Origin of the sequence: Musicola paradisiaca NCPPB 2511 (assembly GCF_000400505.1) — a bacterium.
GTDB classification, from domain to species: domain Bacteria; phylum Pseudomonadota; class Gammaproteobacteria; order Enterobacterales; family Enterobacteriaceae; genus Musicola; species Musicola paradisiaca.
This window is the reverse complement of the sequence record NZ_CM001857.1, coordinates 1,643,550-1,658,345: the sequence shown is the minus strand read 5'-3', so window position 1 is coordinate 1,658,345 and position 14,796 is coordinate 1,643,550. Positions and strand designations below refer to the sequence as shown.

General features: G+C 53.3%; 4 protein-coding genes (1 of these 4 cut by a window edge). All 4 read right to left on the bottom strand.

Annotated elements, in window-relative coordinates; translation table 11 throughout:
• Positions 1 to 119: 119 nt before the first annotated feature.
• Tightly spaced (at most 46 nt apart), the 4 genes in view from DPA2511_RS07340 to DPA2511_RS07325 form a layout consistent with a single transcriptional unit that may run on beyond the window.
• A complete protein-coding gene (locus DPA2511_RS07340) occupies positions 120 to 479 on the bottom strand; it encodes a hypothetical protein (protein ID WP_012765047.1) in 360 nt (119 codons plus the stop codon).
• 2 nt (positions 480 to 481) lie between these two features.
• Positions 482 to 1,645, bottom strand: a complete 1,164-nt coding sequence (locus DPA2511_RS07335; protein WP_012765046.1) for a cupin-like domain-containing protein — start codon at positions 1,643 to 1,645, stop codon at positions 482 to 484.
• A 24-nt stretch (positions 1,646 to 1,669) separates the two neighbouring features.
• Positions 1,670 to 1,939, bottom strand: a complete 270-nt coding sequence (locus DPA2511_RS07330; RefSeq protein ID WP_012765045.1) for an acyl carrier protein — start codon at positions 1,937 to 1,939, stop codon at positions 1,670 to 1,672.
• 46 nt (positions 1,940 to 1,985) lie between these two features.
• Positions 1,986 to 14,796 carry the 3' portion of an SDR family NAD(P)-dependent oxidoreductase gene (locus DPA2511_RS07325; protein WP_012765044.1) on the bottom strand. 7,820 nt of this gene lie beyond the right edge of the window, so 12,811 of the gene's 20,631 nt are visible here — the last part of the coding sequence; the start codon falls outside the window, past its right edge; it ends in the stop codon at positions 1,986 to 1,988.

Sequence of the window (14,796 nt, the reverse complement as noted above, 5' to 3'; positions counted from 1 at the left end):
CATACTTCACGTTGCAGATGTGTTGGCTTTCCTGCAACTCGAATTATTTCGGGGTATAACGCAGCAACGGAAAATCAAAAGAGGGCGTGCATTCCTTTTCTCTTCAGACGGACAACGTATTAATTCGCTGACAGTGGTAACTTGTCCCGTTTAAATACCTTGACGTTACCCGTCTGGACGTCTCGAACCGCCACCAGACTGCCAAAGTTAAACTTCTTTAATACAAAGCGATCGATCAGCTCCGCTTCAGCAAGTTCCTGCCCCAGGCGGTATTCTTTTTTATCAAAATCCTGCCATGATTCGTCGGCCCGATACCGAAACCAGAGTGGCTTAAGTCGGCTATATTGCACCCTGTTTCCCTCCAGAAATTCCTTGAGCGTATCGGCGGATGCCTGATCATCATTCAGGATGTAATACGCTTTATCCTTCGGGCAAATAATCATATTGAATTGACCGGAATTTATCAGATACTCGTTCATCTTTACTCTCCCTTACTCAAGACGTCGCTGGTGGTGTTGTAGGCAGAGAAATAATTTTCATCTCCGATAGTTTTGGATTTTTTACCTAAATTGTTAAAAATATCGAATTTGAATTTGATAAAAGACGGATCTGAATTCAGGATATTGTCATACACCGGCATAAGCGTTGGGACATCTTTTCCTTTTGTCATCGTATCCAGATCCACTTCTGTCATCCGCATATTCGCCATGATCTGCAATGGCGTCGTATTGATGACAGCATGAGGCCAATATTTTGTGAAAAAGATGACATCACCCGGCTCAAGATCGACATAAAATTTCGGCGCATAGGCATAAAGCGGATGATGAATTTTATGGAAATTGATATCCAGGCGAGCGTCCATTTTGGCCGACATGCCGTTTGCACCATCAAGAAACGGGCGCAAAATATATCCCAGCCGAGGGTCGACAAAGTACCAGCGTTTTACCCCGCTGATCATCAAAGCACAGGAAATATCATTCCCCTGATGCCAGTTAGTTCCCCAGGTTCTAAGATTACCGACAAATAATTGGCTGAAACTATTCGCGGAATGACCATGGAAAAGATCGAGAATTTTTCCAGCGCCGACTTCATCAATCAAATCAGGATAGTCATTAAAAATTTCCGCAGAGTTATTTATGTAATAACTCACCTTAGAATCTTTATCCAATTGCGAACGGAGTATTTTTTCCAGCTTGAGTTTTTTCAGGCTGGTTTCTTTTTCATCATAGCCGACCGCGATAATCTCCGTATCTTTATAGTGCTCAATCAGATAATCGTGGCTCCACTCCTGAACGGCTTTGGTGTCATTGAGAAAACCTTTGGCAATGATCGGCGGATTACTGGCATCATTAATCATTGTCTGAAAAGTCGCCCGATCCATATTTGAAAAATCGTAGGATTTCATTTTGATGAAAGTATCGGCACAGTCCGTAGCGGCGAAATCAGAATATGCCGCTTGCAGATCCGCTAATTTTTTCTCAAATAAATCACGTTCGAACGTCGCCATAAAATCGGGAGACTTTAGCAACAGACGCATATGCATCATAAAGTGGAAATTTGCCTGTTCTTCCTGATCGAGAAAGAACGATGGCATCATTTCAAATACTTTCCGTTGCGTTTCACTTTGAATGTCATATTTTTCCATAAATATTTTCCTCTTTTTCCAAATTCAGAGAAGCGTTACTTCAAGGCGATTGAAATGATGCTTTTTAAGATATTCACTCAATCCCTGAAGCGAATTGACTTCCAGAAACACCACCGGAGTCAACTTGATAGAAAAAAACGTATTCAAATCCATGCAATATTGATTAACCTCCATCGACTCAAATCCATATTCATCAATGTCGCTTTCCCACGCGATATCCGCCTGGTCACATTTCAATATTTTTGCTGCTAACGCAACAAGATAACTTGACAAAGCTTCATCCAACTCATTCATTATTCACCTCTATTTCATCCAGAAAATAACCACACTCACTCCTTGTTTACTCCACAACAGCGCGCTGTTCTGCTGCCGTCGATACTGAACTGTTTTCATCAGCCGCGTTGATATCGTCGAAACCGTCGTGCCAACAGAAGACTTTCTGCAATGGATTGGCCGGCAGATGGAGTTTGGGTATCAACGCCTCCCGCCCTTCAGCCAGACGCAACGTCGCCCAATCCACAACATGACCAGCCAGCCAATCCATCACGGCTTGCCGCATGCCATCATCGAAATGAGACAGGCGCGCAGCGATATCCGGCGACACATAACGACTGTCATAAATGTCAGGCTGATTGCCCGCATGAGATCGCCAGCGCTGCAAACTATCCTGCAACTGCGCAATACTTGCTGCGCAGATAGCCAGTCGCACGGTTCGTTGTTCCCGGCCCTGTTGCAGGGTGTATTCGAGTTGCTCCAGATAGACCGATTCCATCGCCGGTTGCTGTGCTGCCGCCGGCGCGCCTGTAAGAAACTTGCCTGCGGCAATATCTGCCTGCACGCGAGGCAAAAAATCCAGGTAATCACGCACCAGCGTGTCTAATCTGTCTTCATCCGATTCAGAAAACAGAAAAATAAAGGGCCGGTTTATCTGCCTGGCGGCAGACGTAAGCCACTCAGCGCGTTGAACATCGTCATATTCCTCAAGCAGCAGGTGTGCATTCACCCCCCCAATACTCATAGAGTGGATAGCACCGCGCCGGGGGAGATGGTCAGGCTTCGCCCAGTCCCGATCGGCTCTGAGTAGCTCGAAACCATCGGTCAGGGTGATTCCTTCGTTCAGTTCTCCCAGCCCCTCGACTTTTGCCAGACGGCGGTGGTACATCGACAGCACCATGTTCACTAATACCGGAAAAGTCGATGCCGTTTCGGCATGGCCGGTCAACGGTTTGAGAGAGCCAATGGCAATCGAAGGCGCATGACTATCCGCTGGGATATGGCTCGTCTGGATAGCGGCCTGTCGTGCTTTGCTCTCTTGCAGATAGGGGCCATATACTGCCTGAATGGCCACCAATTCAGACGCATCGCCCAACTGGGAACCGTTGGCTTCAGGTTCGATATAAGAGATGGTCGCCGGGTCAATGCCAGCTTCGCTGAACGCGGCCACGATGGCCGATTTCTGCCCTTCAATATTCGGGCTATACCACTTCAGCGGCGCTTTGCCGCCATGACTGACACCGACCGCTTTCACATTGGCATAGATGGCGTCTCCCTGCGCCAACGCCTCTGTCTCGGCTTTCAGGATAATGGCGCCGACGACTTCACTTTTCACATACCCATCCGAGTCATGGGCAAAGCTTTTCGTCACGGGATGAGCGCTATACAAGGCTTGATCATCCGTGCGGTTCTGAACGAAGGGAGAAAGCCCCAGTTCCGCCGTGGCAACAATAGCCTGCTGGCAGCGCCCTTCTTTAATGGCGCTCATGGCATGTCTGATTGCCACCAGAAAGCTGGCGCATCCGGTTTCTACAATTTCACTCAACCCCGACAGGTTCAGAATATTGGAGATGCGATTGGCATAAGCGGATATCTGTTCCGCCTGAAAACGCCACTGTGCCGCCTGAGTGGGATCCATCCTGGCAGGAATATCCTGATAACCTGAATGCCCGCGCGTCGCCACAAAAAGTCCGGTTCGTTTTTCACGGAACTGGCTCAGGGTGTATCCGGCATCCGTCACGGATTGCCAGATGACTTCGAGCAACTTCCGTATCTGGGGATCCAGCTTTTGGGCCTCCTTGTGAGGAACTTTAAACAGCTTGTGATCGAAATACTCGACCCCATCAAGATAACCGCCGATTCTATCGCTACCCCTGTCGCGCGCATCCAGAGCCATCAGATACCTGCGCTTGCCACTCAAAGCAGAAAGCGTTGTACGGCCAGCACTCAGGTTTTCCCAGAATCCGGAGATATGCTCCGCCTGAGGGAAAATACCGGCCATGCCGATAATACTGATATTCTGCCCCGGTTCTTTTCCGGTTACTGCGCTCTGCTCATCCGTCGGTTTTTCGCTATCCGCCCGTGCGGTAGGCAAGGTTTGGCTACCCAGCTTCGCCAGTTGATCGCCAAAATGGCTGCTCAGGTATTGCCGAATTTCCCCTACGGTGCGGTACTCCATAAACAGCGAGCGGGACACATCCGGGAATTTTTCCCGGATATTTTTTAACAGGCCAGCGGACACGACCGAATCCATCCCCAGCTCTTCCAGCGCGCGATCCGGGCTAATGATCGCTTCGGAGACTTTGAGCTGCCGACTGACCAGCTGTATCAGATAAGTATCAAGATTAAAGTGTGTGTTTACGCCCTCGGGGGCGAGGTTTTCCGATGACGACGAAGGGACGCTGGCCGATGCTTCCCGTACCGGGTCAGCGCCATTCTCATCGGGTAAGCGCTCAGCGGCACGGCGTTGCCCCTGGTCTTCCGGAAGCCAGAATCGCTGACGATCGAAGGGATAGGTCGGCAGGCTAAGACGACGCGGACGTTGCCCTTGGTACAAACCTGACCAGTCAAACGCCAGCCCCTGACACCACAGGTTCAGCAACTTGGCATACTTCCCACGCTCAGCCCATTTCGCAATGGCTTCACTCAACTCTTCATCAGCAGAAAACTGGGCCATCAGCCCTTTATGACTGCCGCGTTGCCCCCGGTATGTGTCATCGGAATTTCCGGTGTTTTGCAGAAAACCGTCAATCTTCGCCATCAGTTCATCGAATGACTTCACGATCCATCCCAGCCGCTCATCCATCGCATCACGCCCGACTTGCAGCGTATAGGCCAGATTCGTCAACGTCAGTTCAGGGTTTTCCCGATGCTGTGCCAGATACTGCCTGAGATTCTGGGCTACCTGCCGTAAACGCACATCGTCTTTGGCAGACAACAGGATCACATAACGATCCTGTACGGCTGGTGATACCGGACGGGTATCCCGGTACTCCTCTATCACCACATGCGCATTAGCCCCCCCAAAACCAAACGAGCTGACACCGGCCCGGCGCGGCAAAGTTTCTCCGCGGGCGTTTTTCAACGCTGGCCAGGGACGATTCTCGCCAACGAGATAAAAAGGGGTTCCCGTGAAATCGATGTAGGGATTCAGTTCTTCGCCATGCAGGCTCTTCACTAAGGTTTGATGCTTCATTTGCAGCAGCACTTTAATGACGCCAGCAATCCCTGCCGCCATCTCCAGATGCCCGATATTGGTTTTCACCGATCCAATACCACACTCTGTATTGTGATATCCCTCATCTGGATAATCGGCCTTCATAGCCTTAAATGCGGCTTTCAGGCTATTGATTTCAATCGGATCACCGAGCTTCGTCCCCGTACCGTGAGCCTCGATGTAACTCATACTCCGGGGATCAATACCGGCATTCCGGTAGACGCTTTCCAGCAATGCGACCTGCGCCCTGGGATTCGGCGCCGTCAGCGAGCTGGCCCGACCGCCGTGATTCTGCGCACTGCCACGGATCACGCCATAAATGTGATCGCCGTCTGCTTCTGCAGCATGTAAGCGTTTCAGCAACAACATCCCGACGCCCTCGCCCCGGACATAACCGTCAGCCTTGCCGGAGAAGGTTTTGCAACGACCGTCGGCGGCAAGCATGCCGGCCTTGCAGAAGCTGACAAACGTATCCGGCGTAACCAGCGTATTGATCCCACCGACAATCACCATATCGCAGCCTTCATGGCGCAAGGCCGATACCCCACGGTGAATCGCAATCAACGAGGATGAGCACGCCGTTTCAATCGGTTCACTCGGGCCGTGGACATTAAGAAAATAGCTCATTCGGTTCGGGCCGATCGAAGGAACGATTCCCGTTGCGGTGAAGCCTTCTGCCGGAAGCTTCGCATCGACGATCAGGCCGGAATAACCGGTGTTCCCCGTTCCGATATAGAGGCCCAATGAGCTGCCGGACAGCGAGCTGGCCGAATAACCGGCATCTTCAATCACTTTCCAGACATGGGTCATCAACAAACGTTGTTGCGGATCCATGAATTCAGCCTCCCGGGGCGAGATGCCGAAAAACAGCGGATCGAACTCCGCCATATCTTGGATAAATCCGCCCCAGCGAATACTGTCGCTGTTGTCAGCGCCCTGCACATCTTGCAGGTAATCCCGCCAGTTCCAGCGGGTTGGCGGAACTTCACTGATACAGTCCTTGCCTTGAAACAGATTTTCCCAGTAGGTCTCCAAATCCGGCGCCATCGGAAAGCTGCCGCTCATACCCACAATCGCAATCGCTTCCTGTTCATCTCGCGGGCGGGCTGGCGCTTGCGATGGTTGCCGCTCTGTCAGGGGTGAGTTATCCGCCAAATGCATCGCCGACCCGCGGCTACGCTCATTATCCTTCACGGCCGGTACGTCATTCGCCGGTGATGTTTTATGCGTCGATGATGTTTCATTCGCCGGTGAGCAAGAGCGCGGCGATTGCACCCTCACTTTTTCGGCAAAGAGATGACTAAAGCGTTCCTGATAATGATCGGCCAGATAAGTGGTCAATCCGGCGATGGTCGGATATTCAAAAAACACGGTCGGGAGCAAATCCAACCCATATTGCCGGTTCAACGTATTCGAAAAACCGGTCGTCAGAATTGAGTCAAAACCCAGCTCATTCAGTTCAATATCGCTATCAATGTCCGCCACGCTCACTTGTAACAACGTTGAGACTTCCTGCAACAGAAGCGACTGAATCACCTCATGCAACGCCTGAATATCCAGCTCAATAGGGCGAGATGCGGTCTGTTCCCCGGTCGGCACTGATTGCCAGCAATCAGCCACGGTCTGAACCGAGTGCTCCGCCGGCGAAGACTTGACGGCCCCATGATGGGCCGATGTTTCACGGGCGCTCTCTGGATGCCAAAGATCCGTAAATCTTGCAGCAAATACCGTCTGATAGGTTTCCGTCAGGTAACGGCTTAATGCCGAAAGGGTTGGATACTCGAAAAAGACGGTAGGTAGCAGGTCAAGCCCGTACTGGCGATTCAACGTGTTGGCAAACCCAGTCGTCAGAATTGAGTCAAAGCCCAGCTCCGTCAATTCAAGATCCAAATCGATTTCGGCCTTGTCCACATCAAGTAATGCGGATACGTCTCGAGTCAACAGTTGCTGCACCGCCGCTTCCAGACCCTGCTTATCGATCCGTGATCTATCAGTCCGTGGCATATCATCAGTCCGTGTGGTTGCCATGTGGTCAAATCCTTGTGCGCGCTCGGCTAATCTCGGCTCTTCACAGCGCTTTTCATCCGCGTTTACCCACTGAACAGCACTGAGCGTCTGGCGCAATTTTTCAATGTCGCCGGCAATCACCAGCACCTGGTTTTCTTCCCGCCCGATAGCCCGGTAGAACGCCTGAAGACCGGCATCCGTAGACATCGCGATCATGCCCGTACTTTGGTACATCATGGTTTCGAAGGCGTCATCAACCCTCATCCCACCCGCTTTCCAGAGCGGCCAATTGATCGCCAGGGTTCTTCCCATCCGCAACTGCGCAGCCACCCGTTGCTGGCGATAATGGGCGTAGGCATCCATGAAACTATTGGCAGTCACATAATCGGCCTGTCCCGGATTACCCAAACCTGCCGCCGTTGAAGAAAACAGAATAAAGAAATCCAGCGGATGCTGCGCCAAAGCCTGATCCAGATTCACTACGCCCTGAACTTTCGGTGCCAGCACGGCCTGGAAATCCGCCGCAGACTTTTTCAGTATGTAGCTGTCACGCAGTACGCCGGCACAGTGCAGAACACCGTTGATCGTTCCGTACTGTGCGGTCACGGTAGCGATCAGCGCCTCAACCCCTTGCCGGTCACACACGTCGAGCATGCGGTAATCGACCTGTGCGCCCAGCGCCGCCAACGGGCTGATCGACGACTGGATCCGGGCGTTCATGGCGGAACGCCCGGTTAAAATCAACCTTGAATGCCGGGTCTGACGGGCGATTTCCGTGGCGAAAATAAGTCCCAACCCGCCAGCGCCGCCAGTAATGAGATAAACGCCCTGCTCCTTCCACGGCAGGCCAGCCTGTCCAGACGCCGGGGACAACGCTGAGGCATTGGGCACACCCCGCCCGCCCGTCGTCGAGCACACTTCCTGCCAGGACAGAACCTGACGCCCTTCCCGGTCATAGCGGATGTGAATATCTTCCGGCACGAGGCTACTTTCCCGCAGCTTCTCACCCACATCATCGGCGCTGACGCCCATATCCAGCTCAATCAGTTGACCGATAAAGTGGGGGTTCTCTAAACGTGCCGTTTTTAACAATCCATTGAGGGCGGTTGATAGCCGGGTCGGGAAATCGCCGGCAACCACCAGTTGCAGTAATATCGCCTGTTTGGGTTTACCGGCTAACATCGTTTGCACCTGTGCAAACAGTGCCAGCGCATTCTGATGAAAATTCTGCGCGATATCGTCCGAAGCCTGCATCGGCAAAACGACGTCATCCGTCAGACCAATATCGTTTGCGATAGCACGATCGCCGCAAAATAAGACCTGGCGACTCGCGTATGAATACGGAGCAACCGTATTGACCGGCACGGGTTTACGAAGCCACTGCGGCACCAGCATGAGCGTCCCCTTTCCCTGAGTCGTAGCCTGCTCAGGCGTGCGGGCGCTAAAGCCACGCAGATAAACGCAAAGCTGCCCCGCGTCGTCATATAACTTGATAGTCAGTCGCTGTACCTTTGCCTGGGGATCGGGTTCAATTCCGCCGTCATAGGTAATACAAGCCCACATCGCTGATGTGCATCGATGAAGAATATCCATTGATTCCATATCAAACGGTAAACCCAACCGATGCTCTCGGGATAAACCCAGTGTCGCCTGTAATGCCGCATCCATCAGGCTAGGATGTAAGACATAATCCCCAAGCGTTTCACTGAGCGTTTCAGGCAACGTCAACCGCGCCAGCACACGCCCCTTCGCCAGATACAGGCGCTCAATGCCCTGATGCCCAGGGCCGTATACGATCCCCAGTTCACGAAAAGCCTGGTAACACTCAAGCTTATCCATGATTCCTTGCTGATGTTCAGCCATAGCGACAGACAGATCGAGTCTTTCGCCGTCATCTGAAAGCGGGTCGATGACGAGCACTTTCCCCTGACAATGCACCTGGGTTTGGCCATCCGCCATCAGAGAACAGATGTCAAACCGAATCACCTTGGCCGACTGCGGCAACAGTTTCACAGTGAGCGGATAGCTTTCCGTTGAGGTTGAGGGTGCCGCTGCCCCCTGATGTTCGGCAATGAATGGGCGTACCCACACAATCTGCGTTAATTGCAAATGAAGTCCCACGCCGACGACCTGCTCAACGGCAGCCCGGGCCATTTCCAGATAAGCCACTCCGGGTAACAGCTTTTTCCCCATAACCAGATGATCAGCCAGGAAAAATTCACGGCCATCAAACCAAGAGGTAAAACAGAGCGAAGTCATATCCGAAGTATTGCGATGCACCAGAGGATGCAAACGATAAGGGCTTATTTTTACCGGGGGTGGCGCCGTCCCTTGCCCATTGCGCTCACTCGTCGGCGTCTTTACCTTTAGCCAGAAACGATCTCGTGCAAACGGATAGGTCGGCAAACCGATTCGACGGGGTTTAACGGCTGCCGGGTACAGTTGCTTCCAGTCAATCTGGCCGCCCTTCACCCACACATCAAGCAGTTTGTTGTAGTTGCCGGTTTGCAACCATGTTTCGACCATCGTCTGCCATGTTTCTTCCTCGGTCAGCATCGACAGAGAGGCTTTACCGGCTTTCACACTACCGCGATAGAGAGCTTCCGGCGCGTCTGAACCCGAGAGATAAGCCGCTAATGTTTGTTTCAATGCCTGCACGGAATGGGTGACAAAGGCCAGACGTTGATCCATCGCTTCACGCCCCACTTGCAGGGTATAGGCGATCTCCGTCAGGCTGGGCGGCTGGGCGGTAAACTGCGCAGAATCCAGAAAAGCCGCCAGTCCTTGTACAACTGCGGCTAAGCGCTCGGCCTTTTTGGCCGACAGCACAATGGCCACCGGCAGCGCAGAAGACGATGAAGCATTCTCGACGTCCGCTACCGGTACATATTCCTCAAGCACAATATGTGCATTAGCCCCACCGATACCGAAGCTACTGACGCCGGCCCTTCTCGGTATTGGCTGACCCGCAGCATCTTCCATCGCCGGCCACGCTTGTGTCTCCTGAACCAGATAGAATGGGCTATCGGCTAAATCCAGATAAGGGTTCGCCGTCTTAAGGTGCACGTTGCCCGGAATTTTTTGGTGACGGAACATCAGCAAAATTTTCACGACACCGGAAATACCGGCAGCGGCTTCCAGATGTCCGATATTGGTTTTCACCGACCCCAGGCCACAATAAGCCTTTCGGGTCATCGTTTTATTCCGCTCCCGGTACAGGGTTGCAAACGCTTTCTTCAACCCATTGATTTCAATTGGGTCGCCCAGTTTAGTTCCGGTGCCGTGGGTTTCGATATAGCCCACCGTCGCTGGATCAATGCCACTACGGCGATAGGCCTGAACCAACAGTTCTTGCTGCGCAACCGGATTCGGTGCCGTCGGCGAGGTGGCTTTGCCGCCGTGATTCTCGGCACTGCCACGGATCAGACCGTGAATGCGGTCGCCATCGGCTTTCGCCTGACTGAGGGGTTTGAGCATAATGACGCCGACGCCTTCACCACGACCATAACCATCGGCACTGATGTCAAATGTTTTGCAACGGCCGTCTTCGCTAAGAATGCCGGCCTCTCCGGCGGTAATGGTGATCCCCGGATTGACGATAATGTTGACGCCACCCACAATCGCCACGTCGCAACTGCCGGCGCGCATCGCCTCGATCGCCCGATGAATGGCAACCAGCGAACTGGAACATGCGGTATCGATAGGCTCGCTGGGGCCGTGCAGATTCAGGATATAAGACACTCGGTTTGCCAGCGCAAAATGAGACAGCCAGGGTGGATCACCGATACCGAATTTATCGTGGGAATACTTCAGCCAGGCATCTTTATACTCAGAGGTCGATACCCCGACAAAAACCCCGGTATTGCTGCCCGATAAATCACTGGCACAATAGCCGGCATCCTCAATCGTGGCCCAGACCGTTTCCAGAAAAACCCTGAATTGCGGATCCAGTGATTGAGCCTCACGCGGAGAGATCCCAAAAAACAGCGGGTCGAAACAATCGACATCCTGCATAAACCCCCCACCATTGACTTTGGTTTTTCCAGGGGTTTCATGTGGATCGCCATAATAGTCCTGCCAGTTCCAGCGATCTGCCGGAACCTGGCTTATCAGATCCTGATTCGCGTCCAGTTGTTGCCAGAACTCATCCAGGTTGCGGGACTGAGGAAACCGACCACTCATACCGATGATCGCTATCGCTTCCGGTGCTGGCGATGTTGCTGGCGCGAGTGGCGTGCTCACCGCCGGTGCCGTCGCGGTTGAAATGTCTGAGGCGGCCACCGCAGAAACGGCGGTGTCTAATACGGCGGTGTCTGGCGACGCAACCGCGGGCGTTGACCGGGACTGGATGCGCGGTGCAGCCCGCCAGGCAAATGTTTTTCTGTCTGCATCCGTTTTCACGGTGCTGGTGACGGTCATCTGAGGCGGGTGTTTAGCCGCCGCCCTTCCCGCTGTCGATCCAGCGGTGACGGGTGCCGCAGCCGCTTTATCAGCAAAAGCCGCGGGGTAAGTATCAGCCAGATAGTTCCCCATCGCCCTCAGAGTTGAATGCTCAAAGAAAACCGTCGGCATCAGTGCCAATCCGTAGGTTTTATTGAGACGACTGGCGAACTCGGTGAAGTCGATAGAATTGAAGCCATATTTGGACAGCTCCATATCCAACTCGATCTTCTTCTCATCGAGCTTTTGCAGTTGCGCGACCATGCTGACCAGCAAGGCACAAACCTGACCGACCCGAACCGGGCTGTTTGCCGCGGTTGTCAAACCTGCCGCATTTTTTATCTCTGATGCATACCCGGACGACGAATGGTTTGACGTTTGTCCATCAGAGAGCCGGGCCCGGATTTTCTCTGCCTCACCATAGATGACGGCAAGCTGAGATTCCTGACTTTGCAGCCCCAGCATCAATGCCCGAATCCCTGCCTCGGTGGGCATCGGAATCAACCCTGTCTGCTGTCTGAGCAGTTCAGCATCTGGCGCGGAAATCCCCATGCCGCCATCACGCCATAGCGGCCAGTTTACCGACAGGGTTTTCCCCCGACGCAGGCCACTGGCAACCTGCTGGTTACGCCAGAAGGCAAATCCATCCATAAAGCCATTGGCACAGGCATAATCGGCCTGACCGGCATTACCAAAAGCACTGCTTAATGAAGAGAACAACACCATAAAATCCAGGTTGCAATCCTGGGTCGCGTTGTCCAGCGCCAGAGTTCCTGCCACTTTCGGCGCGAAAACGTCAAGCAGCTCGGCTTGCGTTTTATTGACAATGAAAGCATCACGAAGAATACCTGCACTATGGATGATGCCATTCAGTTGACCTTCAGCTTGCAGAATCTGTTGTACCCACTTGCGGGTTTGTGCCGGATCGGCCACATCCCCCGGCAGGTAAGTCACCTGAATGCCCTGATGCCGCAAATCCAACAGGCGTTGCTCACTGCGTTCATTCAGGGCAGAGCGGCCGCTAAGCACCAACCGGGCCTGATATCTCGTCCCAAGTTCACGGGCAATCTGATAACCAATCCCCCCCAAACCGCCGGTGATCCAGATAACACTGTCAGAAGAAATCGGCAGCGCCTCAGTCACCTCTGCCGGCGTTATCGGGCACCATTCCTTCACCGACCGGTTTCCGGTTGCATCGTAATGGATCTCTGTGGCGTCATTGGCGCCATGCATGTCAGACGGTAACTGAGCGAGCAGCGATTGAATGGCGTCAGGTGAAGCGTGGTATCGGATCACTTTTCCATTGAGCCCCGATTGCTCCTGCCGGGCGGTGTTGAGAAGTCCCGCACCGGCTAATAACCACGCTTCATTAACCGGTTCCGATGCCAGTATAAATAGCGCCTGTCGCTGAGAGTGCTCCCGGCAAGCCAGCACCCCTTCTTTTATCCGGACGAATAACTGTTGCAGACAAGATGTCAATTGTTGCTGGTCGTGGCCCACAGACAGGTTCATCACCTGACCCTCGGGCCAGGTCGTTTGTAACGCGGTTTGCAGCGCCTCATTCTCATCCGACAGAATAAAACAAGGCGGCAATGCATCTGGAGCACGGTCACGCTCCTTCACCGATCCCACACGCTGCATAATCCATTGAGGCCGGGCAAAAACCAGCGACGCGGCTGGCGAGGCCTGAGCACCGATCATGCTCAGTCCTTTCATCTCAACCAAAATCTGCCCGTGATGATCGGTAAACCAGATATCACAATGCACAACACGATGTTCTTGTTCTGAACCCGTATCAGACGGCTTTTGGCGAATATAAGCCAGGACGCTTGCCGGCAACGGCTGGTAGATCCGCAGCGTATCCAGGCTAAAAGGCATCAGCGGACGGGCGCCTTGCCGTTCACCGCCGACAGCCAGCATAATGGCCGCCAACACCGCCCCATTCATCAGCGCCGGATGTAACGCCTGCACCTCGCCCACACCGACAACCTCCTGGTGAACCGCCAGCGTCACCAGCGCTTCATGATCCCCCTGCTGATACTCGGTAATCCCAAGCAATCTGGGCCCAATAGCGATACCGAAAAATTCAGCACAGGCATGATGGGATCGACGCTGCCGGCAGCGAAGTTCGATGTCTTCAAGCGGCAGCGGCTGAGGTGCTGCCGCACCGACAACACCGGTCATCACCCGCCCTTGTGCATGAATCTGTCCTTGTCTACTGATAACGCAGTGATAGCCTTGTTCATCCCGATGTAGAGCCAGATCGATATCCGCTCCCGCCTCGCCCACTATCACGGGCTGATGCCAGATCACCGCGTTGAGGCCCACCACAGCCTCGGAGTCCTCGGTTAGACGTTGTGATTCCGCCAGTTCTCTCATCCATTCCAGAGACAGCATTCCAGGAAGCACACCACCGTGATCCTGCAAAAAATATTCGGTGCCGCGTAATGCTTTACTCGTGATGCCAACGGCCATCGCTGCGCTCGCCGTCGTATCCACAGCAGTCACCGATCCTGGCGCGACATCGTTCTCGGCAGGGTGAGATAGCGGCAACATCCGGGTTGAGAATCCACGCAGGCTCACACAGATACGACCTTGATCATCGCAAAGGTCGATATCCATTTTCTGCACTTGCTCATCCGCCGGGTTTGCTGTTGATACCAGCCGTAGCCAGACCCAAAGCTGGGTATCAACCTCACCGAATACATCCAGTTGCTCCAGCGCAAAAGGAACATAGGCAGCGCCAGGCTGCAGGCCGGAGTGATTCAACCCCAGACTGGTTTGCAAGGCGGCATCCATCAGGCTCGGGTGCAGGCCGAACGCGGAGGATGGCGCCGTATCCGGCAGCGAAATCCGGGCCAGTACCTGACGCTCGCCGGTGAGTAGCTGTTCAATGCCCTGAAATGCCTCGCCATAGTTCAGCCCCATGTCGAGAAACGTCTGATAACAGTACGCCGCCGGGTATTCAGGGCCCGTCATCTGTTTCTTCAATAGATCCAGATCCAGATAACCCTGCGCTAAGGCTTTATTCTCCGTGAGGGCATTATTCATACAGGGATCAATGATTCCCTGGCCATGAATCGTGCGCTGCTGTAACTCGTTTTCCGAATAAATCTGGTAGTCAATAAGACCATTTTCCTGCTCGTAGAGACCCAGATAGATGGTGGTTGTCTGTTGCGTTGCGATCACCGGCTGAAGCCAGAGTACCTGCTTC

Bases quoted from the DNA above. Each gene is read 5' to 3' on its own strand.
- DPA2511_RS07340 (WP_012765047.1), bottom strand. From the start codon at position 479: ATGAACGAGTATCTGATAAATTCCGGTCAATTCAATATGATTATTTGC.
- DPA2511_RS07335 (WP_012765046.1), bottom strand. From the start codon at position 1,645: ATGGAAAAATATGACATTCAAAGTGAAACGCAACGGAAAGTATTTGAA.
- DPA2511_RS07330 (WP_012765045.1), bottom strand. From the start codon at position 1,939: ATGAATGAGTTGGATGAAGCTTTGTCAAGTTATCTTGTTGCGTTAGCA.